The 26,496-nt window shown below is 37.9% G+C and carries 26 protein-coding genes; 4 read left to right on the top strand and 22 right to left on the bottom strand.

Annotation, left to right across the window (positions count from 1 at the left end):
• Positions 1-2: 2 nt before the first annotated feature.
• The 13 genes from PL_RS04885 to PL_RS04945 all read right to left on the bottom strand — a co-directional run bounded on the left by PL_RS04885 (position 3) and on the right by PL_RS04945 (position 10,246).
• Positions 3-2,429, bottom strand: coding sequence for an outer membrane beta-barrel protein (locus PL_RS04885; protein WP_082035892.1), 2,427 nt, complete (start codon positions 2,427-2,429; stop codon positions 3-5).
• A gap of 42 nt (positions 2,430-2,471) precedes the next feature.
• Positions 2,472-2,651 carry a class I lanthipeptide gene (locus PL_RS04890; protein ID WP_041881204.1) on the bottom strand — a complete coding sequence of 60 codons (180 nt, stop codon included), beginning with the start codon at positions 2,649-2,651 and terminating at the stop codon, positions 2,472-2,474.
• Between the two features lie 13 nt (positions 2,652-2,664).
• Positions 2,665-2,862 carry a class I lanthipeptide gene (locus tag PL_RS04895; RefSeq protein ID WP_041881206.1) on the bottom strand — a complete coding sequence of 66 codons (198 nt, stop codon included), beginning with the start codon at positions 2,860-2,862 and terminating at the stop codon, positions 2,665-2,667.
• A gap of 71 nt (positions 2,863-2,933) precedes the next feature.
• Positions 2,934-3,107, bottom strand: coding sequence for a class I lanthipeptide (locus PL_RS04900; protein ID WP_348621125.1), 174 nt, complete (start codon positions 3,105-3,107; stop codon positions 2,934-2,936).
• A gap of 94 nt (positions 3,108-3,201) precedes the next feature.
• Positions 3,202-3,390 carry a class I lanthipeptide gene (locus PL_RS04905; protein WP_041887372.1) on the bottom strand — a complete coding sequence of 63 codons (189 nt, stop codon included), beginning with the start codon at positions 3,388-3,390 and terminating at the stop codon, positions 3,202-3,204.
• A gap of 93 nt (positions 3,391-3,483) precedes the next feature.
• Positions 3,484-3,657 (bottom strand): class I lanthipeptide, encoded by a 174-nt coding sequence (locus PL_RS04910; protein ID WP_348621128.1) that lies wholly within the window; start codon positions 3,655-3,657, stop codon positions 3,484-3,486.
• 27 nt (positions 3,658-3,684) lie between these two features.
• A complete protein-coding gene (locus PL_RS04915; RefSeq protein ID WP_348621129.1) occupies positions 3,685-3,861 on the bottom strand; it encodes a class I lanthipeptide in 177 nt (58 codons plus the stop codon).
• Between the two features lie 91 nt (positions 3,862-3,952).
• Positions 3,953-4,129, bottom strand: a complete 177-nt coding sequence (locus tag PL_RS04920) for a class I lanthipeptide (protein WP_348621131.1) — start codon at positions 4,127-4,129, stop codon at positions 3,953-3,955.
• A gap of 71 nt (positions 4,130-4,200) precedes the next feature.
• Positions 4,201-4,380, bottom strand: a complete 180-nt coding sequence (locus PL_RS04925; protein ID WP_348621132.1) for a class I lanthipeptide — start codon at positions 4,378-4,380, stop codon at positions 4,201-4,203.
• 128 nt (positions 4,381-4,508) lie between these two features.
• Positions 4,509-4,661: a hypothetical protein gene (locus PL_RS04930; protein WP_160292090.1), complete on the bottom strand. Its 153-nt coding sequence runs from the start codon at positions 4,659-4,661 to the stop codon at positions 4,509-4,511.
• Between the two features lie 534 nt (positions 4,662-5,195).
• Complete coding sequence (locus PL_RS04935; protein ID WP_052496207.1) at positions 5,196-7,619, bottom strand: glycoside hydrolase family 3 N-terminal domain-containing protein; 2,424 nt, start codon at positions 7,617-7,619, stop codon at positions 5,196-5,198.
• Positions 7,620-7,661: 42 nt separating this feature from the next.
• Entirely contained in the window at positions 7,662-9,080 is a 1,419-nt protein-coding gene (locus tag PL_RS04940) for an alpha-L-fucosidase (protein WP_348621134.1), read from the bottom strand.
• 296 nt (positions 9,081-9,376) lie between these two features.
• Positions 9,377-10,246 carry an AraC family transcriptional regulator gene (locus tag PL_RS04945; protein ID WP_041880874.1) on the bottom strand — a complete coding sequence of 290 codons (870 nt, stop codon included), beginning with the start codon at positions 10,244-10,246 and terminating at the stop codon, positions 9,377-9,379.
• Positions 10,247-10,474: 228 nt separating this feature from the next.
• On the opposite strand from PL_RS04945, the gene PL_RS04950 reads away from it, so the two are divergent.
• Complete coding sequence (locus PL_RS04950) at positions 10,475-11,377, top strand: helix-turn-helix domain-containing protein (RefSeq protein ID WP_041880872.1); 903 nt, start codon at positions 10,475-10,477, stop codon at positions 11,375-11,377.
• Positions 11,378-11,381: 4 nt separating this feature from the next.
• Here PL_RS04950 and PL_RS04955 read toward each other — a convergent pair whose 3' ends face one another.
• Together PL_RS04955 and PL_RS04960 are read right to left on the bottom strand one after the other, a co-directional pair.
• Complete coding sequence (locus PL_RS04955) at positions 11,382-12,356, bottom strand: 3-keto-disaccharide hydrolase (RefSeq protein WP_041880870.1); 975 nt, start codon at positions 12,354-12,356, stop codon at positions 11,382-11,384.
• Between the two features lie 44 nt (positions 12,357-12,400).
• Positions 12,401-12,859: a DoxX family membrane protein gene (locus tag PL_RS04960; protein WP_041880868.1), complete on the bottom strand. Its 459-nt coding sequence runs from the start codon at positions 12,857-12,859 to the stop codon at positions 12,401-12,403.
• A 417-nt stretch (positions 12,860-13,276) separates the two neighbouring features.
• Here PL_RS04960 and PL_RS04965 point away from each other — a divergent pair, with 417 nt between their 5' ends.
• Entirely contained in the window at positions 13,277-14,668 is a 1,392-nt protein-coding gene (locus PL_RS04965; protein ID WP_052496206.1) for a glycosyl hydrolase family 18 protein, read from the top strand.
• Between the two features lie 67 nt (positions 14,669-14,735).
• Here the strand turns inward: PL_RS04965 and PL_RS04970 are convergent, their stop codons facing one another.
• The 7 genes from PL_RS04970 to PL_RS05000 form a co-directional block, all read right to left on the bottom strand.
• Positions 14,736-15,551: a DUF4249 domain-containing protein gene (locus tag PL_RS04970; protein ID WP_235324501.1), complete on the bottom strand. Its 816-nt coding sequence runs from the start codon at positions 15,549-15,551 to the stop codon at positions 14,736-14,738.
• A 1-nt stretch (position 15,552) separates the two neighbouring features.
• Positions 15,553-17,880 carry a TonB-dependent receptor gene (locus tag PL_RS04975; protein WP_041880865.1) on the bottom strand — a complete coding sequence of 776 codons (2,328 nt, stop codon included), beginning with the start codon at positions 17,878-17,880 and terminating at the stop codon, positions 15,553-15,555.
• A 44-nt stretch (positions 17,881-17,924) separates the two neighbouring features.
• Complete coding sequence (locus PL_RS04980; RefSeq protein ID WP_348621136.1) at positions 17,925-19,319, bottom strand: undecaprenyl-phosphate glucose phosphotransferase; 1,395 nt, start codon at positions 19,317-19,319, stop codon at positions 17,925-17,927.
• A gap of 355 nt (positions 19,320-19,674) precedes the next feature.
• On the bottom strand, positions 19,675-20,535 hold the full coding sequence (gene rfbA, locus PL_RS04985) for a glucose-1-phosphate thymidylyltransferase RfbA (RefSeq protein WP_041880863.1): 861 nt from the start codon (positions 20,533-20,535) through the stop codon (positions 19,675-19,677).
• An 8-nt stretch (positions 20,536-20,543) separates the two neighbouring features.
• On the bottom strand, positions 20,544-21,410 hold the full coding sequence (gene rfbD, locus PL_RS04990) for a dTDP-4-dehydrorhamnose reductase (RefSeq protein WP_041880861.1): 867 nt from the start codon (positions 21,408-21,410) through the stop codon (positions 20,544-20,546).
• A complete protein-coding gene (gene rfbB, locus PL_RS04995) occupies positions 21,411-22,463 on the bottom strand; it encodes a dTDP-glucose 4,6-dehydratase (RefSeq protein WP_041880858.1) in 1,053 nt (350 codons plus the stop codon).
• A 34-nt stretch (positions 22,464-22,497) separates the two neighbouring features.
• Positions 22,498-23,406 carry a nucleotidyltransferase family protein gene (locus PL_RS05000; protein ID WP_041880857.1) on the bottom strand — a complete coding sequence of 303 codons (909 nt, stop codon included), beginning with the start codon at positions 23,404-23,406 and terminating at the stop codon, positions 22,498-22,500.
• A 404-nt stretch (positions 23,407-23,810) separates the two neighbouring features.
• Here PL_RS05000 and PL_RS05005 point away from each other — a divergent pair, with 404 nt between their 5' ends.
• Positions 23,811-24,890, top strand: coding sequence for a mannose-1-phosphate guanylyltransferase (locus PL_RS05005; protein ID WP_041880855.1), 1,080 nt, complete (start codon positions 23,811-23,813; stop codon positions 24,888-24,890).
• A 41-nt stretch (positions 24,891-24,931) separates the two neighbouring features.
• Positions 24,932-26,494 (top strand): capsule assembly Wzi family protein, encoded by a 1,563-nt coding sequence (locus PL_RS05010; protein ID WP_041880853.1) that lies wholly within the window; start codon positions 24,932-24,934, stop codon positions 26,492-26,494.
• The last annotated feature ends 2 nt before the right edge of the window (positions 26,495-26,496 follow it).

The raw sequence follows: 26,496 nt of genomic DNA on the forward strand, positions 1-26,496 counted from the left end.
CATTAAAGTTTTAGCCTGTTAATTTCATTTGTATTTCCCTGTGTATTGGATTTTTCTCTTTTTTTACTCTCATTTCCTCCAAAACTGTAACGAAAGCTAAGTCTGACTCTTCTGGTATCCATCCTGTTTATTCCACTGGTAACTATCGGAATGATATTGGTTGAGATCAGGATATTGTTATTGTAAAAAATATCAGAGACATCAAGTTTAACTGAGCCTTTCCCTGCAAGAACAGTCTTTTTAATTCCTGCACTAACATTGGAGTAACCGCCATACGAATAGATTCCATTGATGCTGGGAGAATTATAATAGGCAGATATTTCTGCAGAGAGTCCGTCATTGAAAGTAAAAGTGTTCAGTGTGTTGAGTGCATAATAAGTTTTGCTCCTGGTCAGTATTTCATTATTATCAAATACTGATGGATACTTCAGATCTTTGAAATATAATGTAGCCCGATTGTTCATATCCCACCAGGATGCGATTTTCACAGGAATAGAAAGTGCTGCACTGAATAAATTCTGATTCAGGAAATTACTTTGAGTCTGAATAAAACGGAAAGTGTTTTCATCATAAATCATGGTACTTGCCAGTGCATCCGTCGTTCTTGTATAAGCTAAACGCAAACTATATTTTTTATATAAATGGTTCCAGGAAAACGTTTGTTTATATTCAGGTCTCAGAAAAGCATTTCCTCTGCTAACTGTATAATTATCTATGAATAGTTCATAAGGTATCAGGTTATCATAAGATGGTCTGTTAATATTTCTTGCATAACCAATTGATGAACTATATACTTTGGAAACTTTATAATCTATCCTCAGGTTAGGGAACAGATTAAAATAGCTGGAATCGATACCACCGGTAACTTTATATGAACTTTGCTCGGCACGCAGTCCTGCCTGAAATGAAAACTTTCCTACCTTCTGATTAAAGTTGATATAACCAGCATATATTTTCTCCGAATATCCCAGCTCTCTTAATCCACTATTATTATCTGTCCAGGCACCATCCTGAAACACTTCAGTAACCTGATTGCTATGATTTTCAGTCAGCGTATATTTCAGTCCTGCCTCTAATTTTGCAGAACTGCTGAAATTTTTAGTGTAGTCAGCTGTTCCGGTATAAATATCGTATTTGGCCGGAGCGTTATTTCTGAACTGGGAATTTCCAATATTGCCTGTACTCTCGTCAAGTGTACTCTGTTTAAATTCCTGCTGTTGTCCGCTTGTATAACGGGCATAATTCGCTGTCGTCAGAAAGTTTGACCCCAATGAGTCAAGAACTGCTTTATAGAAAATATTATAGTTAGAAAAACCTACCTGCAGTAAAACATCATTAAATGTGTTGGTGATTAACCTGTTCTGGTTTTCATTAATTACTGCATCTAAATTACCTGAACCGTTTAATTTAGATTTGATCAGATTTACATCTGCCCCAAAGCTGTTATTTTTATTTAATTGATAGCCAATGCTTCCATTTAAGCTTTTATCAATCATACTACCTTTTGAAATATCCATTTGCTGAGTAAAATCACCAATCCGGTTTTTCCCCTGGTACAATTCTCTGTTAGAGTATCCGCGTTCGATATGTCCTTTTTGTGAATATCCTGCAGAAACTCCGAAATCCCATTTTTTAGTACTTAATCTAAAGTCAGCGTCACCACCACCGCCGGTTCTGTATCCCCGGGCAACATTCCCGCTAACATTCGATGTCCAGCCCATTTGTGAATTTCTTTTGGTATATATTTCGATTACTCCACCTGATGCATTAGCATCGTATTTTGAAGAAGGGTTACTTATAAATTCTATACGTTCAATCTGCTCACCAGATAAAGATCCAAGGATACTTTCCAGTGTAGCTCCGGGAAGACGTTTACCATTAAGCAGAATCAATACATTTGATTTTCCATCCATAGTCAGCTTTCCGTTCATTAACTGAACTGAAGGCGCCATGGCCAGAATATCATAAGCATTGTTCCCACTTGCCAGCACACTGCCCTGTACATTCATAATTAACCGATCTGTTTTTTGCTGTATGAGAGGTTTTTTTGCAGAGATAGTGACTCCGCTTAAAGTTTGTCTGTCATCGTGAAGAACAATTTCCGTCAGATTCACGGCATGACTCTGTTCAAAACTGATGGTCTGTTTCCAGGGGGTAAAACCTACGCTGGATATAGTGATTTCCACGATTCCATTACGGATATCTGAAATTGAAAATTCGCCGGTATTATTACTGATCACATTGCGTTTGGCAAGTGTATCAGAAGCTTTAATGATTAAACTTACTGTTGCAAACGGAACAGGAATTTTCTGCTCGTCCACAACTTTACCCTTAATTGTATTTTGTGCAAAACAAGGGCAAAACAACAATGATAAGCTTACAAAAATTAGCATCCTGATTATTAAATATTCGCCCGTTAAGTATTTCATAAGATCTGTTTAAATATTAACCCTTGTTTATTTTTTATTTGTTTAGTTATAATCTTCCCGCTCTGCTTCTTTACAGTTAGGACAGGATTTGGACCCCGTTATGCAAGACATATTGTTGGCATGTGCACCACCACCATATAACTCTTTTAACTGATCCTCATTTAGTTTGGAAATAATCTCTTTATCTAAGGTTATTTTATTGGTTAGTTTTACTTTTTTCATCTTGCAGGTAGATTTAATTGCCAAAAATTAAATTATCAAGAGATTCTTCCGGATCACATTTCGCTGACTGACAGGATAAATTAGAGCCCGTTATACATGACATATTGTAGGCATTTTTACCACCCTCCAGCTCTCTTAACTGATCATCGTTCAGTTTGGAAATGATCTTTTTATCCAGGCTTATTTTATTGGTTAGCTTTACTTTTTTCATCTTGCAGGCAGATTAACTGAATTTTAAATAATATCAGGGGCATTCAAATGAACACCCCTGATAAATAGCTATTATAGAGAAGCATCTACTTCTGGTTGCTGAACACCTTTACAAGAGTTATCTCCTGTGATACAAGAAAGGCCTTGTTTAGCACCACCTTCTAATTCGCTCAATTGGTCCTGAGTTAATTTTGAAATGATTTCTTTGTCTAATTGTACTTTGTCTGATAGATTTACCTTTTTCATTTTGTTTAATTTTAATGGTTAAAATTGATTTTGGTTTCCTATTAACCATATAGAGCAGTTTGCAACAACACACCCTATATGGTAATGTGGTTAATTAAATAGCTGATTCAGACTCTTCAGCCTCAATAGTTTTAGTTTTACCACCTGCACAAGAATTACTTCCTGTGATACATGAAAGAGCTTGTTTAGCTCCACCTTCAAGTTCGCCTAATTGCGCTTCAGTAAACTTTGAAATAACTTCTTTGTCTAATTGAATTTTGTCTGATAGATTTACCTTTTTCATTTTGTTTAATTTTAATGGTTAAAATTGATTTTGAATTTCGGTTAACCAGATAGGCATAGTTTGCAACAACACACCCTATATGATTACAATCGACTAAAGTGAAGCTTCTTCAGCCTCGATACTTTTAGTTTTACAAGAGTTATCTCCTGTGATACAAGAAAGGCCTTGTTTAGCACCACCTTCTAACTCGCTCAATTGTTCCTGAGTTAATTTTGAAATGATTTCTTTGTCTAACTGTACTTTGTCTGATAGATTTACCTTTTTCATTTTGTTTGATTTTAAGAGTTAAATAAATTATAAAGAAGCTTCTCCTATTTCAGGGCTTACTTTTGAAGCACAAGAATGATCTCCTGTTACGCAAGAAAGGCCTTGTTTAGCACCACCTTCTAATTCACTTAATTGGTCCTCAGACAATTTTGAAATGATTTCTTTGTCTAACTGTACTTTTTCTGATAGATTTACTTTTTTCATTTTGTTTGATTTTAATGGTTAATAATTGATTTTTAATTTCAGATAACCACATAGAGCCGTTTGCAACAACACACCCTATATGTTTGATTTACTAAAGTTGCTCTGATTCTATTTCAGGACTTACTTTTGAAGCACATGAGTTGTTTCCTCCGATACAAGAAAGCGCTTGTTTTGCACCACCTTCTAACTCACCTAATTGCTCTTCAGTCAATTTTGAGATGATTTCTTTGTCTAACTGTACTTTTTCTGATAGATTTACCTTTTTCATTTTGTTTGATTTTAATGGTTAATTATTATGTTGATTATTGATATGCAAATGCCGGTAAGAATCGTTGAGGTCTAAAGCTGCGCTTCTTCTGCTTCAGGGCTTGTCTTACTTGCACAAGAGTCTTTTCCTCCGATACAAGACAGTCCTAATTTCCCGGAGCCACCTTCAAGTTCTTTTAATTGATCATCACTTAATTTTGAAATGATCTCTTTGTCTAGTTGTACTTTTTCTGATAGATTTACCTTTTTCATTTTGTTTGGTTTTAAGAGTTGACTATTATTTTGGTTTGATTTAATCCGTCTTGAATTAACTGGCCAGTTGCTTTTCAGCGCGGTTTAAAGAGAAAGCCAGGTATAAATTATTTCAGGTTTACCGGGTACTAATTCTCTTCTTCCTTTTCAACGAACAAATGTTCTATTTCCAGAAAGCTCACTACATTGGTATCTCCGCCACCACCCATTACCATATTTAATTCGTTATCAGTAAAAAAACTGAAGTCATTATTTCCGAGGTCAAAAAAATCGTTTTTCATAATTTTTAGAATTGAACTATAATTTGAGAACTTGTGAATGTATCAGGGCTGGTATGACTGGTATTCGTCTGCCTTTTATTGTCAAATGAATTAACAGTGAACTTTCCAATTATTTGTTTTTGAATCTTAACATCATCAGTTTTGTAAATTTTCTTTTTCATGTTTTGGTTAATTAATTGTGAGACAAATATTTTCTTCCCTTTTGTTGAAACAAATATGTTCGATTATTCTTTCCCAAAAATATTTCTTCGACCAAAGTGAAAGTTTATAGTACAAAATCACCTTTTAAATATTCTTTTGGTAAGTGTAGCTATTAAGATATGGCCGGGAAGGCGCTTCCGGCCATATATTTATTGATAACAAGAACTGTATATCATCTTAATAATTCGACGAAAACAAGAGTAATGGTGAATATACCGGTTATGCCAGCAGCGCTTTAAAAAGCCAGGATGCATAACCGGATTCGTCAGGAACGACGTATAGAGTGTAAGCCCGAATGATAGTGTTCCGGTGCTCTGCTATTAACAATTTTTACTAGTTGGAACCAGATACTGTAAATTCCTTTTTCAAGCGTATATCTTCTGATGAATTCCCTATCATCACCTGGAATTTACCAGGTTCAACAGTCCATTTCATATCCTTATCCAGTATAGCAAGATCATCCTGATGAAGAATAAACTTAACAGTTTTTGTTTCTCCTGGTTGAAGTGAAACACGTTCAAATCCTCTTAAAACAGATTCATAGACGGTTACACTACTTAACTCATCTTTGAGATATAACTGGACAACCTGATCCCCTTTACGTTGCCCGGTATTTTTAACTTTTACTGATACATTAATATCACCCTGAGTCTGCAGCTGATCTGGTAAGACTTCCAGGTCAGTGAATTCAAACGTAGTATAACTTAATCCATATCCGAAAGGATATAACACCCCGGAGACAGTCGTTTTTCCATAACCATTGGGATCTTCTTTACTATTCTGTCCCGCCTGCGAAGCTGGCTTAAAAGGGAAGTTAAGTTCTATCTGACCAATCGATTTGGGAAAGGTCACTGACAACTTTCCTCCCGGATTGTTCTCTCCGAAAAGTGTCTCTGCAACAATTTTACCGGCCGATGGCCCAGGAAATCCAGCCTGAAGTATTGCAGATAAGTATCTGTTTTCCCAATTAATAGTCAGTGGTCTTCCATTAATCATTACCATCACAACCGGCTTTCCGGTAGCATGCAGCGCCTGAAGCAACTGGAGCTGTCTGCCTGGCAAACCAAGCCCCGTCCTGGACTTGCTTTCTCCAACCTGGGCATCAGTTTCGCCCACTACAGCAATAATAACATCCGCATCTCTTGCAGCACTTACAGCCTGATCTATAGATAACAGTTCGTCTTTGGTCAGTGGTGTTGGTATAATTTCACTTTCAGGCCAGGTTGCATCAATAACATCGCATCCTTTACTGTAATTAACTTGTATTCCTTTATCTTTTGTCAGATATTGTCTAATCCCATCCAGCACTGTAGTAACAGGATTATTAGAAGGTCCGTACCGGCTGGTTGTAAAATTCACTTCGGTAGCCAGCGGTCCCGTAACCAGAACTTTTTTCAGCGCAGACTTATTCAGAGGCAGCACATCTTTGTCATTTTTCAGCAAAACCATCGATTCTCTGTTAAGCTGCATTGCAAATTCTTCATCAGCTTTAGTATGTACTATCTGATCCGCAACCTGAGGATCAGATACATAAGGCTGATCAAATAAGCCTAATTTAAATTTGACGCGAAGTACATCAGCCACACGCTGATTTAGTGTGGTCATAGATACTGCACCTTCTTTAACCAGCTCACGTAAAGGCAGGATAAACTTATCCGGCATATTAAAATTAGTGTATACATTTAGGCCCGCATTTATAGCCTGTTTTACTGCTCCTTTCATATTCTCTGCAACATGATGCTTGCTAAAAATAAATTCTACAGCCTCACTATCAGAAACTACATAACCCGAAAACCCGAACTGTTTTCTGAGTAAATCTGTTAAAAAGTAAGTGCTTCCAGATACTGGTACACCATCCCAGTCATTATAACTGCTCATAATTCCCATGGGATGGGCTTCCTGTATGACTCTTTTAAAAGGATATAAAAATAACTGGTGCATTTCACGGGGTGCAACATGGGGATCTGTTCTTGCGTTTCCATCCCTTCCTCCCTTGGGTACACTATAAACAGCATAATGTTTCAATGTTGCTGCCGCACCATGATCCTGTATGCCAAGAGTCATTTGTTTACCTAATTCTGCTATCAGAAACGGGTCTTCCGCATAACATTCAACCACTCTGCCCCATCTCTGATCTCTTGCAACATCCAGAATTGGTGCATAAACATTGGTATAACCCAAAGCTCTGGCTTCCCGGCCTACAATACTACCAGCCTGATATACCAAATTCTTATTCCAGGTACAGCCTATATTTATAGGTGCAGGAAGAGGTGTTGCCCGGTCATGGCAAAGACCATGAATAGCCTCATTAGTAAAATCTACTGGTATCCCTAGTCTGGTTTCTTCAACAAACCATCTTTGCACAGTATTAATCGCATCAGCATGTTTACTAAATGGAAAAGAATACTGAGTCTGTGCCTTTTTGTTGTAGGCCAGACCATTTAATTCTTCATCAATATTGGCAATACCATCTTTCCAGATCTCAGATTTCCATCCCGGCCCAGGTAATTCATCCTTTAATACTCGACCATATCCATATAAAGTGGCTGTCTGACAAGTTTTTTCATCCAGTGTCATCTGACTGAGTAAATCATTTACTCTAAGTTCAACGGCTTTAGAAGGATCTTCAAAAATGTCCATCTTCCCGTTTTTATTAAAGTCTACCCATCCATTATGGTAAATAGTTTTGGACTGACAGAATGAAATCTGCGCAGTTACCAAAACTATAATTGTACTCAACAGACCTTCTTTCTTCATATTTTAATCTTTAGTTTTTCCCTTATCCGGGAAATAAACTTTTTAGTCAAGTGCCCCTGTTTTCATGTTTCCACCCTTATAATCCTTCAAACTTATTTTACCCTTAAGTTTTACCTTAATAACTGTTGCTATAGAATCAGGTGATACAGCAGGAAGCGTAATCATACTATTCACAAATTTCAACGGACTCCCGTCTGCTAATAAAACTGCAGATTTAATCTTGTTATTCAGTCCTGTAACTTCTATTTTACCATCCGAAGGCCAGTTAAAAACAGTCAGATACAGTGTTGTTTCACCACCATTCTCTTTAGCAGTAATTCTGCCCCAGTTCATTTCTTCTAATGGATTACCATTGGTAGCGTAAATAGCCTCATGATTTACCTTCATCCATTTCCCTATTTCATCTAATCGCTGAATACTCTCCAGAGGAAACGTACCGTCGGGTTTCGGACCCACATTCAGCAGATAATTACCACCTTTAGAGGCGATATCGACTAAATTTTTAATCAGTACAGCGCTACTTTTCCAGTTGTTATCTTTAGTTCTGTATCCCCAGGTTCCATTCATAGTCATGCAGGTTTCCCAGTCTTTGCCATCCAGTTCTTTTCTGCCAGGTATTTTCTGCTCAGGTGTTTTTGTATCTCCCGGAAAATCAGGCCTTTTTAAGCGGTCATTAGTAATAATGTCTGGTTGCAGCTTTAACAATTCCTGGAGTTTTAAAGCAGCCTCATCGGTCATATTAGTCGGGGTATCCCACCATAAAACAGCAATATCACCATAGTTCGTCAACAGCTCTTTAACCTGAGGTACCGATACCTGGTTAATATACTGATCAAATGAGGCGGTTTCCTGTGCAGGGTCCCAATGCCCGTTATGCGCTAAGGTATAAGCATCAATCTGTGTTGAATCTGGGTTTGCCCAACCCTCTCTCATGAGTTTTCTTGCTGCTGCACCACCCGGGTTATTCCAGTCCTGTGCATGAGAATAATAAAAACCAAGTTTTATACCATATTTCTTACAGGCATCGGCCAGTGGTTTTAATAAATCTTTACCATATGGAGTAGCATCTGCAATGTTCCATTTACTGGCTTTGGACTTGAAAAGTGCAAAGCCATCATGATGCTTGGCTGTGATCACTATATATTTCATACCGGCATCCTTAGCCATTTTTACCCAAAGGTCAGGATCATAATTCTGAGGATTAAATTCTTTGGCTTTTGCCTGATATTCAGCTACCGGAATTTTAGAACGGTTCATAATCCACTCTGCCCCGCCTCTGCCCTGCTCATGTCCATGATAAACTCCTGCCCATTGTGCATATACCCCCCAATGAATAAACATCCCAAAACGGGCTTCGCGCCACCATTTCATTCTTTCATCTTTTGAATGCAGTTTAACCTGAGCAAAAACAAGCTGGCTACAGGCCAGCAGAATAAATAATAAAGAACAGTTTTTTTTCATAATCATATTGGTTAGGTAAATGGTAATTAACAGGAGTCAGCTGGAGAATACAGTTTTAACAAACAGGTTATTTTCAATTTTTGGCAAATACTGACCTTGCAGATCTTTCCCTGGAATATATCTGATTAGAGTTTTGTGGATGCCGGACTGATCAGTAAGAAATTTCCATATAACAGGAAAATTCAATAAGGAGTACTTCATTTCTATCAATTAATTACAAAAGCAATTAAGACATAAAAACGTTTTATTGTTGCTGCCTGTTTAGCATATGATTCAACCTTATTGGCAATCATCAATTAAGAAGCAGTAAATTCTCTTTGATAGCTTAAAGGGCTTTTCCCTGTAATTCCTTTAAAACATTTATGAAAGCTGGTGAAATTATTAAACCCACTCTCATAACAAACCTGTTTAATATTAAGTCTGTTATCAATTAACAATTTACAGGCCTGGCCGACTTTAATTTCTGTTAAAAACTGGGAGTATGTTTTTTGCGTAAAAGATTTAAAATATCTGCAAAAAGAATTAGGGCTTATTCTGGCTACATCAGCTATTTCCTTTAGCTCGATTCTATTTCTGAAATTGGCGAAAGTATAGTCATAGACATCCTTAATCCGGTCATTGCCCATATCTTCTGTTACCGATGAATACCCAACCGAAGACAGCAATTCCAGTTTATCGCATTTAGCAATTTCCAGCAGCGCCTGTATCATGTAAATTATCCGGTCAGTTCCTTCAGTTTTAAGCATATAGCCTAGTATTTCAGTAACATTCTTCTTATTTTTCCCTTCTATCCTGATTCCACGTCTGGCTTTATCAAGGATATCTCTGATTGATTTATTTTCAGGCAGATTTAAGAAATGTTCTCCCAAAAATTTTTCAGAAAAATGAACCACTTTAAGATCGGCATAATTAGTCGAATCTGTTGCTGTAAAATCTTCATCGAAGCGCCAGTAATGAGGCAGATTCGCACCTACCAGGATTAAATCGCCAGACTGGAATTCACTGATACTGTCTCCGATAAACTGAGACCCTTTTCCCTTTACAAAATGTATTAATTCTGCCTCCGGATGATAATGAAATTTATTATTCATATTCGGCTTCCAATCATGACGTACACTAAAGGATTGAGCAGGACTTTTTGAAATTTTAAGTAGTTGTGGTTTCATACGCTCTAAATTTAGTCTTGACGATTAAAAGGACGGTGTCCGGATGATGAGCAGACAGCTGCTTATTTCCTGAAAGAATTTGAAAAAAAATTTCAGAATCATACAACCAGACGACGCTTCTAGGGTGTCAAATTTTAATTTTGTTTATATTCGGTTTCTAAAGTTGGGAAACTTATTTCCAATCCTGTTGTATGATTTGCTCAAAATTATGTATGAAATAAACATTGTATGGTAAGGAAGATAAGTGAGGAGATCAAAACAGACCCCTCGGATGTACATCAAAACTTCAAAGAACTCAGTGTAAAGCTACTCTGCTGCCGTTACTGGATTTTAGAAGAATGGGAATGCGATGATTTTAAAGCACCTTTCTGGAGAATTTATTATAATTCACTGGGCGGATCCACCATTAAGTTTAAGGACAGAACAATTCCGCTGAATAACGAGAACATAATAATTATTCCGCCTAACACCTCTTTTTCATCGCAATTAAGACGGAACTTCAATCATGAGGATGAATCTATCCTTGGCAGGAAATTTATTAAAACTGATGACCTGGATACTTTAAAATCAAAAGGGAAAGTAGATCATTTCTTCATACACTTTTCACTGGGATATCCACTGGATTTTTCCAGTAACAGGATTCATGAAATCAAACTTAATGAAGTCATGAATCTGTTAGTAAAAGAGATCAAAAATGCATGTATCACTGACTCCATTACTTCAATGAAAGAGTGTTTACGTGTCAAACATTTAATCGCGGTATGTTTACTGAATCTGCCGGATGATATCTGGGAATCAGGTAACATTGATCAGCGCATTCTGAAATCAATCAAGTTCATTGAAGGAAATTTCAGAAGGAAAATAACTAACGAACAACTCGCTGACAGTGCTAATATGGCTATAAATTCTTTTGCCAGGCTCTTTAAAATGAGTACCAAAATAACCACACAACAATATATACTCAAATTAAGAGTAGAAGCTGCCTGTCATCTAATGCATCATAGCAATAAATCGCTTGATGAAGTCTCTTATGAATGCGGCTTTTCTGATCGTCATCATTTCTCCAAGATCTTTAAAAAGATCATGAAGGTTAATCCTTCTGATTATAAAAGACAATTAAAAATAGTTTAAATCCTTATTTTACCGGCGTAATCACAATTTTCCTGAATTCAATCGGACCATGATCACCCTGGAAGTAAATTGGTCCCGGTTCACCTTCATCACTATCCAGTGCACCACCAGTAATACCAGGAATTTCCTGATTACTGATCACAGTTTTACCATTGGCAACCACAGTAATCATTCGACCTATCAGTGTAATATCATAAACCTGCCACTGATCAGGTCCTAAAGCATTAATTTCGCTTGGTGGCAGAAAACCATAAATACCACTGAACAATACACTTGAAGGATGAGCATCTTTAGGGCTGTCCTCAATCTGCACCTCATAACGACCTCTCAGATAGACACCACTGTTACTGCCTTTCTGATACTTAAATTCCACATGCAATTTAAAATCTGTAAACTTCTGCTCAGAAATCAGATTTGCTCCCGAATGCGGGCTTGTCAAAACACCATTTTTAACTATCCACTGGTTTTCACCTAAAGCTTTCCAGCCGGTCAGATCTTTTCCATTGAACAGTTCAATCGGTTTAGCCCAGACAACAGCAGATGTCCTTTTCAGATAAGGAGCCTTCACTCCTTTCCATTCCTGTTTTTTTCCTTCACTGGTAATTAAAGTCCCATGAATTTCATTACCACTCAACTCCCCTTCAATCACAAGATCCTGATCTCCCTTTTCCCATTGCGGTGGAATAGTAAAACTAAATTTTCCGTCCTTAAAATTCACTTTTGCTATAGGACGGGCACTTCCTGAGGCTCCAACAAAATATCCAGTTAAAGTACTGTAACCTGAAAGTTTAACTTCCAGCCAGGAAGGGACAGACTTACCATTTTCGTCCATGGTAATATCCCATCGACCTATCAAATCTTTCGCAGTAATGCGCTGTGGTGCTACAGCCGCCAGAGAATGTTCCGCAGCAAATAAAGTGTGGACTGATCCAAGACTAAGCAGACCACCTAAACCCAAAACAAAAAACTTCTTATACATACCAGTAGAATTATAAATATTTCATGGTAAGATAATGATTTTTTTCATGTCAGCAGATCTGATTTTAAACGCAATGCATCCACACTCCAGATATAATACGGCTGAACCGCCAGTAAGAAACTTGCTGCACTTAATGTAAAGACTGAATAACCTAAAGGGGATTCTATGCCAAATGATATAGCCATTGCCAGGCCAAAACACAGGCTCAATACACCACTGCCTGCAGCGCCGGCCCGGGTATACCAGCCAGACAAAAGCATTAAACCAAAAAGTGCCTCACCCGCTGTGGCAATGACAGCCAGTGCCGGCACCCAGTCAGGAGGCAGAAAAGACATTGTCTCCCGGGCATATTTTATAAAATGAGCCCAATCCCCCCAGCCAACATGCGGTTGCCCGTGAGCGCCCCATATGCCTAACCTGTCTGCCACCTCCCATAGGTAACTTACAGCAATTGATACCCGCAGGCATAATCCAAAAACTTCAGCAGTCGGTTTTGTATTCATCTATATCTGATTTTATATCAAAGCTACCTTATCAAAGGCCTGTCATTATAGTCCAAAGATAACAACACAGATAGTCCAGCCTGCTGTTACAAATAAGAGGTTCATTTACTGCAAGCAAATCCCGGATCAATTTATTTTCCCTGTCACTCTTCTGTTTTACCAGTTTTAACAATTTTTCTTCTATATGAAAAATTACAATTTTATTGATTTTATTGCGAATCAATATTTTACAACCATTTACAAAAAAATGCAGTTTTGAAGCAAAAGAACCAATAAATAATCAAAAAACAGGTGTATTTCAAGCGTATCACATATTATCTTATGATTTTAATAATTTAATTATTATTAAATAATATATTGTTTAATACAATTTATGATGTTAGTTTTATGCTTAAACTATAACATAAACCAACTATCATGAAAACAAAAAACAGATTAAAATTAATGCTTATGCCAGCATTGTTACTTTTATGCATGGCTTCATGTAAAAAACAAGAAACAGATTCACCTGTTCCTCAGAATGAAATGAGTACTAATAACACGGGCACCAATGCTGTTGCAGCAGCAGATTTTAAAGTAATAGGCTATTTACCTTCCTGGGCCGGAGAAGTGAACCAGGTTCAGTTCAGTAAATTAACACATGTAAACTATGCTTTTATTCTCCCTACAGCTTCCGGGGGTTTTCAACCGCTGGAAAATCCATCAAAACTACAAAGCCTGGTTTCCACTGCACATGCGAACAATGTAAAAGTATTGGTTTCAGTTGGGGGGTGGAATAATGGAGATGACAGTGCATTTGAAGCATTAGCCTCCAGTGCATCCGGGCGTACAACTTTCACCAATAATGTCGTTAACCTGGTTAATCAATATAATCTGGATGGAATTGACATCGACTGGGAATATCCGGATAACGGAAATTCGGGCAATAACTATACGGCTTTAATGCAGCAGTTAAGTACCGCAATGCACAACAAAGGAAAATTGCTTACTGCTGCTGTAGTATCCTATAATGGCCCGGGGGTTCAGAATGCCGTATTTGCTGCTGTAGATTTTCTAAACATTATGGCTTATGATGAAGGCGGAGCTAACCACTCCACTTATGACCTGGCTGTTCAATCTTTAAATTACTGGAAAGGAAGAGGACTACCAGCAAGCAAAGCCAATTTAGGTGTTCCATTTTATGGCCGCTCTTCCAGTGAGTATGTCGATTATAAAACCATATTATCCAGAGGCGGAAGCCCAAATTCTGATTCATTTGCAGGAATAGGTTACAATGGTATACCAACAATTAAAAATAAAACCAACCTTGCCTTTGATCAGGCCGGTGGTATTATGTTCTGGGAATTATCACAAGACGCTACAGGAGCTAACTCATTGCTCACTGCAATTAATCAGGTCGTGGTTAGCAGAGCTGGTAATCCGGGTACAATTCCGATAGGCAGCACTGTAACGCTGAAAGGCATTAACGGAAAATATGTAAGTGGGGAAAATGGCACACAGGCAATGACCTGTAACCGTACAGCAGCTTCACCCGTAGAGACATTTACAGTGGTAGATGCTGGCGGAGGTAAAATCGCACTGAGAAGCAAAGGAAAATACGTTTCTTCAGAAAATGGAACTCAGGCTATTACCTGCAGCCGTGCTGCTGTCAGTGACTGGGAAAAATTTGATTGGGTAACCAACGCTGATGGAACTGTATCTTTCAGAGGAAATAATGGAAAATACATTTCCAGTGAAAACGGTACACAAGCGATGACCTGTAACCGTGCAGCTATTTCAGGATGGGAGGCTTTCGGTATAAATAAATAATATGTAGTTATAAAGATATAATATGTGCTTTTCCTGTTAAGAAAATCGCATATTATATCTTTACTTATTATTTGACTAATGCCTTTCTGGAGCTTGAAGTATAAGCGCTGAACACACCTAAAGCATTATTATCAAAATTAGAGGGCGGGTTTGCAGGCGACACAGGCTGGGTCTCCGCTGAGTTTTGTCCCATGCTAAAAAAATATCTGTAAACGGCTTTATCAACACACTGAAATTCAACAGCAATTGTATCTCCCGGAACCATATCTTTCAGGTCGTACAACAGGATATCATTAACCTTATTTCCATCATTAAACCGGTCATCTGTCGCTACATCAAATTTTACTTTTCCTTTAAACCTGATAATAGAATGATACTGATTTGGCACTCCGGGCGGATCATCATAAATTACCGTCACGTATTCTCTGGTTTTCCCCAAAAGGGTGAAGTTTTTGAAGGTTAATAAATTCAGGATTACCTTTTTAGGCATTGTCGAAGAAGCAGTATAGGTCTGACCTTCCGAACTGACCGTTAATTTATAAGTTGTTCCTGGTTTTCCTTTAAACTTAGGACTTTTGTATACACCAGGCACAGACTCCGCATAATTCAGCACTGTACCGTCACCAGCAGTCAGTACTACTTTTGCACCACTCACGCTGTTAAAGCGGTTAGCTTCCGTAAAATTGTAGGTTTTAGAGATCCTTACTATCTGATTTTCGTTCAGGTCATTAACGCCACCATCAATTACAATAATAGGAGCCACATTATCCAGTTTTAAATCTATTGCTTTTTCACATGCACTATACATGCCCAGTGAAAGCAGCCCGGTGAACAATCCAACACCTATTTTATAGTTCCTGTTTTTTGCTAAATACATCATCATACTAGAATTTAAAGTTCCAGGTTGCCGAAGGGATAATACCAAATAATGTGGTTCTGACTACCTGTGTTTTAGAAGCATCATCCGGATCATCCTTAAAATTAATTGCAAAGGCATTCTGTCGGTTGTATAAATTATAAATCCCAAAAGACCAGCTGGATTGAAATCTCCTGCCAGGTTTCCCTGCCAGCGTTGCTGACACGTCCAGACGATGATAAGCCGGGGTACGGTAGGCATTTTTCTCTGTATAATAAAATACAGTTTTCCCATTAATCTGATACTTACCACTAGGATAAGTCACTGCATTTCCGGTATTGTAAACAAATACAGCAGAAAAAGTCCAGCGGGGTCCGGGTTTATAAATACCAACCAGAGAAATATCATGTGTTCTGTCTTGTTTGGCATAAAACCATTTTCCTCCGTTAAGTCCATCAAATTGCCGCTCTGTTCTGGAATAAGTATAACCGACCCAGCCATTAAATTTGCCAAATCTTTTTTTCAGGAACAGTTCAATACCATAAGCCCTCCCGTCACCATAAAGCAAATCGGCTTCCACATTATCCTTTTCACGCAAATCTGTACCATTCCGGTATTCAATTTGATTTTGCATCCACTTATAATAGACCTCTGCAGATAATTCATACTGATCCTCACTGAAATTTCTAAAGTATCCGGCTGATACCTGATCGGCTATCTCAGGCTTTACATTATTACTGTTCATAATGTACAGATCCGTTGGAGAGGTTGAAGTAGAATTAGACATCAGGTGAATATTCTGGGTATTTCTGGTATAAGAAGCCTTAAAGGCACTATTAAGGTTAAGTCTGTAATTCGCTGAAAACCGGGGTTCCGGATTCACATAACTTTTAACAAATTCTCCTGAACTGTAAGGTGTAATCTTCGTAATATTTCCTTCATGATCATAATTCTTAAAATTACCAGGCCCCAATAAAGAAAAACTGCTCAGTCTGAGTCCGTATACAAAACTTAGTTTTTCACCGGCCGTCCATTCATCCATCACATAAGCCGCAAGTTCCAGCCCCCTGCGATTTTCATAGGTAACATTATTAACGCTGGATGATCCGGTAGCAGTCATTTTCCCTGGAGCAATCGTATGGTGAATACCATTTATACCAAATTTCAATTTATGTTTATTGCTGATATTGTATTCAAAATCCTGCTTTAAATTGAAATCTCTGATAGAAGAGTTCACTTCAAAATTAGAGTCATCCATAAAATTATGGATTACATAATTGTAGTGACTGTAAATCAAGGAAGTGTTAGAAAATAAACGATTACTGTATAAGTGATTCCATCTCAAGGTTAGTGTCCTGTTCCCCCAGTCAAAACCAAATATTTTAACCAGATTCAATTTATCTCTACCAAAATAACCAGAAAGGAAAAGTGTGTTTTTTTCATCCAGCCTGTAATTTGCCTTGGCGTTCAGATCATAAAAATATAAGGTGTTTTTATTGATTGACGGGTTGGGAGATAATTTAAAAAAAGCATCCAGATAAGTTCGCCTTGCACTGATCATAAATGAACCTTTATCTTTTACAATTGGTCCTTCAACTTTTAGTCTGGAAGAAATCAGACCAATCCCTCCTTCTATGGTGTTCTTTTTACGATTACCATCATTCATTTTAATATCCAGTACAGCAGCAAGCCGGCCTCCATATTGCGCAGGCATTCCTTCTTTATAGACAGTCACATCTTTGATCGCATCAGAATTAAAAGTCGAAAAGAAACCCAGTAAATGTGATGCATTGTATACCGGAGCTTCATCCAGCAGGATCAGATTCTGATCTGCAGCCCCTCCTCTGATATAAAAACCACTGTTTCCTTCTCCGGCCAGCTTAATCCCGGGCAGCAATTGCAGTGCCTTCATCACATCACGTTCCCCCAGTAGCATAGGCAGATTATTAATTTCAATGGTCTTCATCTTTTGCATCCCCATTTGCGGACTGCTCACATTTTCGTCACTTTTATCTCCGGAAACAATAACCTCATTCAGCTGATTACCAGATTCCAGTGAAAAATCAAGATGCATATCTTTTGATAAAACAAGATGCCGGGTAATCGTTTTATAACCGATAAAACTTACAGAAATATCGTAGTCTCCACCAGGAGCACTAACAGCATAAAAGCCATAGCTATTTGTCATAGCTATGGCTGTTGAGCTTCCTGTTAATTTAACACTGGCACCAATTAATGTTTCTCCGGTTTTATCATCAGTTACATTTCCGATGATGGCATGCTTAAGCTGAGCAAATGAGAACTGGAATTGAGCGATCATTAACAGCAGCAGTAAAACTCTATAAGTATATCGCATAAATCCAATTAGCTATGTGCATTATAAAAACAGTATCGAGGAGATTAATAGGCGTTATCTTCGCCGTGAAGCACATTGATAATGGTCATAAAAAGGATCTTTACGTCAAGCATGGCAGTCCAGTTTTCCAGATACCAGATATCATGTTTCACCCGTTTTTCCATAGAACCGGCCTCTTTGGTTTCACCACGGAAACCATTTACCTGCGCCCAGCCTGTTATTCCTGGTTTCATAAAATGACGAACCATAAATTCACTGATAATCGCTCTGTATTGTTCAGTATGACTCAGCATGTGAGGTCTTGGGCCAACAACGGTCATGCTGCCGGCAAATACATTAAAAAACTGAGGTAACTCATCCAGACTGGTTTTCCTTAAAAATTTCCCGATTGGTGTAATACGGTCATCATTTTTAGTTGCCTGTTTTTTATCACTGTTGCTGTTCATTCGCATACTTCTGAATTTCAGACACCAGAAAGGCTCATCATTTCTGCCGCTACGCAACTGTTTAAATAATACCGGTCCTTTACTTTGCATCTTGATCAGCAAAGCGATGATCGGATAAAGCCAGCTCAAAATAAACAAGATCACCAACCCGCTAAAAATTATATCAAATGTTCGTTTCTTAAAGCGATTACCCATTTGCTCTAAGGGCTCATTACGAAGCGTAATTATCGGAAATTCATCCCCCATATAACTCATGGTATAAGGCGTATCCAGAGAACCGGCAATATCAGGAATAAATTTAAGCCTTAAACACTGCTTATCAGCTTCCCGAACCAGTGTATGCATCATAGACATTTTTTCCGGCGGAACAGATACGTATAAATCTTTCACACCACCAGCTGCTGCTGCCTTCATTTCAGAAATAGCAAATTCAGATATTAAACCTGTCTGATCGCTATAAAAACCCTCATCACAATCAGCTATTATGCCATAGAAATCTACATTATTTTGTTTTGTCAGATAATTCGCCAGCTTATTACCGGTAGGATTTCCTCCCATTACAGCTACTTTTTTAGTGACATGAAACTTATTGATTAACAGGAATTGAATAGCCGTACCAACAAAACGGTTTAGCACAAATGAAACCGCAAGTAATAAATAGAATATTACAACAAATGTCTTAGAGAACTCTATATTTTTCTCCAGCAACAGATAAGCAGAGAATAAAACGCAATGCAACAGAATGCTTCTGAATGTACTTCTGTAAATACGTTCCAGTCGTCGTGCTCCATATTCAGTATACATGCCAAATAGCAGTGCATTGAACACCCAGATCAGATTGCATATAATCACATAGTGATGCAGCAACTCATAAGAAACAAATTTTCCTAAAAAAATGCTAATATTAAATGCAGCGAAGTAAACCAGATTAAGCATTAGCAGGTCCGTGATAGGTAAAACATACCTCAAAAGATATAAATAGCGTGTTTGCATAGGTAGATTATAATATAGATAAACGAATATAGCAAATAAGCGTCAATCGCAAAGTATATTATCAAATATATTGTAAATTTTAACTGAAAAAGTTTTTTAATATGAATTTATTATTAAATAATCAACATTTAGAAATTTATAGATAAATAAAAAGCGTAATACTCCCTATGGTTTTAAAACACTTTTTCTCATTTCATTTAAGAATAAAAACATTAAAAAAGGATTAAAGAAACATTAACATCTTACAAAACAGAAACCACAACCCAGACATACACAGCAATAGCTTATAAAAAAAAGACCCTCCTTGCAACATAAGCCGGAGAGTCTTTTATAAATATAAACGTCAAAAAAAATTCTACCTGATCAGTTTAAGTAAATACTGACCATAACCACTTTTAACCAGAGGAGCTGCAATAGCAGCCAACTGCTCTGCGTTTATAAAACCCATTCTATAAGCAATTTCTTCTATCGCCCCTATTTTCAATCCCTGACGTTCTTCAATAACCTGAACAAATTGCCCGGCCTGCATCAATGAATTAAAAGTACCGGTATCCAACCAGGCCGTCCCTCTACTCAATACTCCTACTTTAAGTTTACCCTGTTCCAGATACACCTTATTCACATCTGTAATTTCATATTCCCCACGCGCAGAAGGCTTAATGTTCTTAGCAATTTCCACAACACTGTTATCATAAAAATAAAGCCCCGGAACCGCATAATCAGATTTAGGCTCTTTTGGCTTTTCTTCAATTGAGATAGCTTTTTTATGCGCATCAAATTCCACAACCCCATAACGTTCCGGATCAGAAACCTGATAAGCAAATACCACCCCGCCATCAGGATCAGCACTGGCCTGCAACAATTTCGACATCCCTTCACCGTAAAAAATATTATCCCCCAAAACAAGTGACACTTTATCCTTACCAATAAAATCAGCCCCGATTACAAAGGCCTGAGCCAGTCCATTTGGCTCCTCCTGCACAGCATAAGAAAACTTACAACCCAACCTGCTTCCATCGCCCAAAAGCTTTTCAAAGTTTGGAAGATCATGCGGTGTAGAGATAATCAGTACCTCCCTTATACCCGCCAGCATCAGTGTGGATAAAGGATAATATATCATCGGCTTATCATAAACCGGCATCATTTGTTTACTCATTACCAGGGTCAGTGGATGCAAACGTGTTCCGCTTCCACCTGCCAGAATTATTCCTTTCATATACTAATTTAAATTGCTGCTAAAAAAGCCAGCTGACTGACACACTCTGTTAAACTATCTCTCCAGTACGGAATTTCCAAACCAAAAGTCTCTTTAATTTTAGTTTTATCCATCACTGAAAACTTTGGTCTTATTGCTCTTGTAGGATATTTAGAAGTTGGGATAGGAAACAACCTCACATTCGTATCACTCAGATCAAAAATCGCATGCGCAAAATCATACCAGGAAGTAACACCCTCATTACTATAATGATAAGTACCATAAGCAGCTTTTCCTGACTTTACAATCGTCAAAACAGCTTTAGCCAGATCAACAGCATAGGTTGGTGTACCAATCTGATCGGCAATAATACTCAGCTCTTCCCTTTCTGCCCCTAACTTCAACATCGTTTTCACAAAATTATTCCCATATTCAGAATAGAGCCAGCTTGTACGGATAATAAAATGAGACGACAGCGCAGCCGCTATAGCCATCTCACCCTCCAGCTTGGTCAACCCATATACATTAATCGGATCTGCAGCATCAGTCTCTTTCAATAAACCAACCTGATTACCAGCAAACACAAAATCAGTAGAAACATGAACCATGACCGCATCAAACTCTTTACAAAGCAATGCAACATTCTCTGCTCCGTTTTTATTGATCTCTGCACAAAGTTCAATATCATCTTCAGCTTTATCAACAGCAGTATAGGCTGCACAATTAATCACAAATCGGGGTCTCTCTGCTACAAAAAGCGTCCTCAAGCCTTCCCGATCCAATATATTTCCTGCATTTTCATCAGGAAAAGAAATAGAATCCAGACCAGTTTCACCGGCAACTTTTTTGATGCAGCTACCTAACTGGCCGGAAGCACCTAATACTAATATTTCCATCTATCTTTCTGCGTATTGAGTTTCATAATAAGACTGATAATTAGACGAAGTCACATCATCGAGCCATTGTTCATTTTCCAGATACCAATCAATGGTTTTAGCCAGCCCCTCTTCAAACTGAAGACTCGGCACCCAGCCTAATTGCTGCTGAAGTTTAGAAGAATCAATTGCATACCTCAAATCATGCCCCGCACGATCCGTCACATAAGTGATCAGTTGCGCCGAAGCGCCTTCTTCACGCCCAAGCTTCTGATCCATTAACTTACATAACAATTTAATCAGATCAATATTCTTCCACTCATTATGTCCACCAATATTATAAGTCTCACCAGCCTTAGCCTGATGAAAAATCACATCAATAGCGCGCGCATGATCTTCCACCCAAAGCCAGTCACGAACATTTTCTCCTTTACCATAAACCGGCACTGCTTTATTATTCTTGATATTGTTAATAGCAAGCGGGATCAGTTTCTCAGGAAAATGATGAGAACCATAATTATTTGAGCAATTTGAAATAACCACATCCAGACCATAAGTATCATGGTAAGCCCGCACAAAATGATCAGAACTTGCCTTAGAAGCAGAATACGGACTATGCGGATCATAAGCTGTAGCCTCAGTAAACATACCAGACTCTCCTAATGCACCATAAACCTCATCAGTAGAAACATGATAAAAACGTTTTTTACTATAATCACCTTTCCAATTCTCCCGCGCCGCATTCAACAAATTCACCGTTCCGATTACATTGGTCATGACAAACTCCATCGGACTTGCAATAGAACGGTCAACATGAGATTCTGCTGCCAGATGCACAACTGCATCAAACTGGTATGTCGTAAACAACTCTGTTATAAAAGCAGCATCTACAATGTCCCCTTTTATAAATTCATAATTAGACCCTCCTTCTACATCAGTCAGATTCAAAAGATTCCCGGCATAAGTTAATTTATCCAGATTTATAATTTGATAGTCAGGGTAATTCTTAACGAATCTCCGCACCACATGAGAACCAATGAAGCCAGCGCCACCGGTAATTAAAATTCTTTTCATTGTAATAGATTTAAATAGTTGATTATCCCGATTATCAGTTCCACAAATTGGCAGGATAAAAACCCTCACCGGTTAATTCAAGTAATTGTTTTTTCACAATTAACGCATCTTCTTTGAAAGTCACACCAAACCATTTTGCCTCAGTAGGAATCATTTTCATCACTCCTTTACCGGCATTAATCAGCTGATCTGCGACTTCCGGTATTAAAAACTCAGCTTTAAGGTTATTTATATTCGCATTTAAGAACTTCGCATACTCCGCCTCACTCCAGGTTACAAACTCAGGCGTAAAGCAGAAAAAATTCATACTGACTTTAGTATCCAGCGGCAGCTCCAGATCAGACACACCATCTTTCACTACAGCTTTACCATTTATTTTACTAATCTCTTTACGTTCGGTAATCCCAACAATATTACCCGCTTCATTTACATTAATTTCACCACGACTTACCGAACCATGATCACTTAAGCTATTTCTTAATTCATACCCCACACAAGCATACTTCCCATCAGCAGCTTCCGTAGTCAGAAAATCATAAGCCTGCTTAAAAGCATCATAACCATAAAAATCATCAGCATTAATTACTGCAAAAGGAGCATCCAACACATCCTTGGTACACAATAAAGCATGTTGCGTTCCAAAAGGCTTTGTGCGGTCTGAGGGTATCTTTATTCCGCCGCTGAATTTATCCAGAGACTGATAAACATAATCCAGTTCAATCTTCCCGGCAAGCTTAGGCTCAATAGACAGCCTGAAAGACTCAGCAAATTCTTCACGGATAATAAAAATCACTTTACCAAAGCCGGCTTTAATCGCATCAAAAATTGAATACTCCATAATAGTCTCTCCGGAAGGACCAAAAGATTCAATCTGCTTATTACCACCATAGCGACTTGCCATTCCGGCAGCCAAAATAACTAGTGAAGGTTTTAATTTAATCATAAATAGAGGTGTTATAGGCACAAATATAGTACTCTAAACCAATTCTTATCATTAACAATGCATTAAATTTTCATTTAAATATAATACTTTAATAAAATAAGCCGTTTATTAAACATAAAACACTATAAAAACATAATTATAATAACATAAAAATAAATACATTTGCAAGAATAAGATGATCTAAAGATTAAACTATCATTAAATCCTGAATTCGTCTATGATTTGTAGTTAATATTTCAATAATTTTAAAACCGGCATCACTAACCAGACCTAAATCATCTACCTATGCATACATCTCCTGTAAATTCATCAAAATACAGGCAACAAAAACCTTAAAAACAAAAAAACAACAAATAAACAAAAGATTTTCAATCACTTACAACTAAAACATTTAACCACAAACAATGAAAAACAATAATTACGTACTTATCATGGCTGGCGGTGTTGGCAGCAGATTCTGGCCTAAAAGTAGAAACACATACCCCAAACAGTTCCTTGATATCCTTGGAATCGGCAAATCATTATTACAGTTAACTTATGATCGTTTTTTGAAAATAGTACCTGCAGAAAACATATATATTGTAACCAACAGTCAGTACAGTGATATTATTGTTAATCAACTAAAAGGAATTAGCTTAGAGCAGCTAATCTGCGAACCAAGCAGGAACAATACCGCTCCATGTATCGCATATGCGTCATTTAAGCTAAATTCAATTAATCCGGATGCAAATATTGTAGTTGCCCCTTCTGATCATTTCATTCTTCATGAAGATATTTTCACAAAAAAAGTCACACAAGCATTAAACTATACAGAAAATCACAATGTCCTGGTTACCCTTGGTATATCTCCAACCAGACCAGACACGGGTTATGGCTATATAAAATACGACACAGCAGCAGAAGAAGGCATCCATAAAGTGATCCGCTTCACAGAAAAACCTTCTCTGGCTAAAGCAAAAGAGTTCCTGCAAGCAGGTGACTACCTATGGAATGCGGGCATTTTCATCTGGAAAGTAAGTGCGATCCTTAAAGGATTAAAAGACCACGCAGAAGCCATATACACACTATTCCAGAGTGGAAACGAGGTATACAACACCTCCGACGAACAATCATTTATCAATGAAAACTATCCTAAATCTCCTAATATCTCGATAGACTACGCTATTATGGAACAGGCAGACAATGTTTATACTATACCTGCAGACTTTGGATGGTCAGACCTTGGAACCTGGGCTTCATTATATGAATCAGCTCCAAGAAATGATGACAACAATGTATTATCTGCTAAACAGCTTCATATCAAAGACACCAGTAATAGTATTATTCATATTAATAATGATAAACTGGCTATCATCAGAGGCCTGGATAACTATATCGTTGTAGATGAAGGAAATGCCCTGCTGATTTACCCGAAAGACCAGGAACAGGAAATCAAAGAAGTCGTCAGAGAAATGAGTATCACATTCGGAAACACTTTCATATAAGTACAAATAAACCTTCTGCCATTTTCACCCCGATCCTACAGATGAATTTATTCAAAGCACTTAACCCCGGACAACTGTTAATCCCGGCGATATTATTTATCACTGTTACTGAAATAAAAGCCCAGACATTTAAAAGTATAAAAACCGAGATAGAAAGTCAGGCTATCGGAACATCCAATGGTGTGGTTCCATTCTGGATGCGTTCTAATCAGTTTGGATCAGTCCCGTCATCAGGTATATCCGGCAGTTTTCTAGCCAGAATTCACCGGGACTACAGTACAATTCCCGACTCCGGCAGCCGTACCGGAAAGAAAAAACTGATAGACTGGGGCTTTGGCTTTGAAGGAAGAGCAAATGCAGGCAAAGAGTCCAGTCTGCAGCTTATTGAGGCTTATGCCAAAATAAAAGCGGGTATTTTTCAATTGAAAGGCGGAAGAAGCAAAGATGTAATGGGCCTGAATGGTGACAGTACATTAAGCTCAGGTAATTTCTCTGTATCCGGAAACGCGCTGGGTATTCCTAAAATAGAACTCTCTATTCCCGATTACTATACCATTCCCGTATTTGACGGCCTCTTTGCAATTAAAGGTAATTTTGTACATGGATGGGTAGGAAAAACAAGAATCCTGGATGTAATAGCAGGCACACCACCAAACCCGGCACTTTATTATATCAAAAACACACATCCTGTTACTTATTTCCATCAAAAATCATTGTATATCCAACTCGGTAAACAAGACTGGAAACTAAAACTCTACGGCGGTTTTAATCATCAGGTATACTGGGGTAATGAAAAAGAAGCATTTGGACCTAATTTCAAATTATCAGCTTTAAAATCTTTCTTTTACGTTGCTACCGGAAAATCATATGGAACAGCTGGTGTCCCGACTTCTAAAATAGGTAATCAGCTGGGTTCAATCGATATCGGTGCAGCATACGATTTCAATAATTTTAAAATCATGATATACCGGCAGAATTTTTATGATGTCGGTGCCTTATCAAAACTAGCCAATATCAGAGACGGCTTAAACGGAATCAGTATAGAAAACAAACATTATACCCACAGGATTCAGGGGTTTGCATGGAAAAAAGCGCTGTTTGAATTGTTCTATTCAAAAGATCAGGCCGGCTACCCATGGTCAGTACCAACAAAATCCGGTGACGAAGATTATTACAATAATTTCTATTATATGGAAGGATGGTCTTATAAGGGTATGGGGCTAGGAAACCCCTTCGTCACGACGAGAGACGATGCCAGAAAAGGACAAGCTTACCGCTATGCTGATTACTTCATTAACAACAGGGTGATTGCATTTCATTTCGGACTTTCAGGAAGCCTCTATGACTGGGATTTTACTTCAAAACTTTCTTATTCTAAAAACTACGGCACTTTCGGAACCAGTATTTACGGAGGGTCGACCGGTTCAATCCGAAATCCGCAGACGACTAATATCTTCACAGCAGTTGATCAGTTCTCTTTTTACCTGGAAAGCATGAAAGCATTAAAAAAGGGCTATAGCGTTGGTTTTGCTACAGCCCTTGATCAGGGAAAATTATTATATAACTCCTATGGCTTATTACTCAGACTAAAAAAGAGCCTGTAAGA

Source organism: Pedobacter lusitanus, from assembly GCF_040026395.1.
GTDB classification, from domain to species: Bacteria; Bacteroidota; Bacteroidia; order Sphingobacteriales; family Sphingobacteriaceae; genus Pedobacter; species Pedobacter lusitanus.

Coding starts and splice junctions, on each gene's coding strand:
- PL_RS04885 (WP_082035892.1), bottom strand. CDS start 2,429: ATGAAATACTTAACGGGCGAATATTTAATAATCAGGATGCTAATTTTT.
- PL_RS04890 (WP_041881204.1), bottom strand. CDS start 2,651: ATGAAAAAAGTAAAACTAACCAATAAAATAACCTTAGATAAAGAGATT.
- PL_RS04895 (WP_041881206.1), bottom strand. CDS start 2,862: ATGAAAAAAGTAAAGCTAACCAATAAAATAAGCCTGGATAAAAAGATC.
- PL_RS04900 (WP_348621125.1), bottom strand. CDS start 3,107: ATGAAAAAGGTAAATCTATCAGACAAAGTACAATTAGACAAAGAAATC.
- PL_RS04905 (WP_041887372.1), bottom strand. CDS start 3,390: ATGAAAAAGGTAAATCTATCAGACAAAATTCAATTAGACAAAGAAGTT.
- PL_RS04910 (WP_348621128.1), bottom strand. CDS start 3,657: ATGAAAAAGGTAAATCTATCAGACAAAGTACAGTTAGACAAAGAAATC.
- PL_RS04915 (WP_348621129.1), bottom strand. CDS start 3,861: ATGAAAAAAGTAAATCTATCAGAAAAAGTACAGTTAGACAAAGAAATC.
- PL_RS04920 (WP_348621131.1), bottom strand. CDS start 4,129: ATGAAAAAGGTAAATCTATCAGAAAAAGTACAGTTAGACAAAGAAATC.
- PL_RS04925 (WP_348621132.1), bottom strand. CDS start 4,380: ATGAAAAAGGTAAATCTATCAGAAAAAGTACAACTAGACAAAGAGATC.
- PL_RS04930 (WP_160292090.1), bottom strand. CDS start 4,661: ATGAAAAACGATTTTTTTGACCTCGGAAATAATGACTTCAGTTTTTTT.
- PL_RS04935 (WP_052496207.1), bottom strand. CDS start 7,619: ATGAAGAAAGAAGGTCTGTTGAGTACAATTATAGTTTTGGTAACTGCG.
- PL_RS04940 (WP_348621134.1), bottom strand. CDS start 9,080: ATGAAAAAAAACTGTTCTTTATTATTTATTCTGCTGGCCTGTAGCCAG.
- PL_RS04945 (WP_041880874.1), bottom strand. CDS start 10,246: ATGAAACCACAACTACTTAAAATTTCAAAAAGTCCTGCTCAATCCTTT.
- PL_RS04950 (WP_041880872.1), top strand. CDS start 10,475: ATGGTAAGGAAGATAAGTGAGGAGATCAAAACAGACCCCTCGGATGTA.
- PL_RS04955 (WP_041880870.1), bottom strand. CDS start 12,356: ATGTATAAGAAGTTTTTTGTTTTGGGTTTAGGTGGTCTGCTTAGTCTT.
- PL_RS04960 (WP_041880868.1), bottom strand. CDS start 12,859: ATGAATACAAAACCGACTGCTGAAGTTTTTGGATTATGCCTGCGGGTA.
- PL_RS04965 (WP_052496206.1), top strand. CDS start 13,277: ATGAAAACAAAAAACAGATTAAAATTAATGCTTATGCCAGCATTGTTA.
- PL_RS04970 (WP_235324501.1), bottom strand. CDS start 15,551: ATGATGATGTATTTAGCAAAAAACAGGAACTATAAAATAGGTGTTGGA.
- PL_RS04975 (WP_041880865.1), bottom strand. CDS start 17,880: ATGCGATATACTTATAGAGTTTTACTGCTGCTGTTAATGATCGCTCAA.
- PL_RS04980 (WP_348621136.1), bottom strand. CDS start 19,319: ATGCAAACACGCTATTTATATCTTTTGAGGTATGTTTTACCTATCACG.
- rfbA (WP_041880863.1), bottom strand. CDS start 20,535: ATGAAAGGAATAATTCTGGCAGGTGGAAGCGGAACACGTTTGCATCCA.
- rfbD (WP_041880861.1), bottom strand. CDS start 21,410: ATGGAAATATTAGTATTAGGTGCTTCCGGCCAGTTAGGTAGCTGCATC.
- rfbB (WP_041880858.1), bottom strand. CDS start 22,463: ATGAAAAGAATTTTAATTACCGGTGGCGCTGGCTTCATTGGTTCTCAT.
- PL_RS05000 (WP_041880857.1), bottom strand. CDS start 23,406: ATGATTAAATTAAAACCTTCACTAGTTATTTTGGCTGCCGGAATGGCA.
- PL_RS05005 (WP_041880855.1), top strand. CDS start 23,811: ATGAAAAACAATAATTACGTACTTATCATGGCTGGCGGTGTTGGCAGC.
- PL_RS05010 (WP_041880853.1), top strand. CDS start 24,932: ATGAATTTATTCAAAGCACTTAACCCCGGACAACTGTTAATCCCGGCG.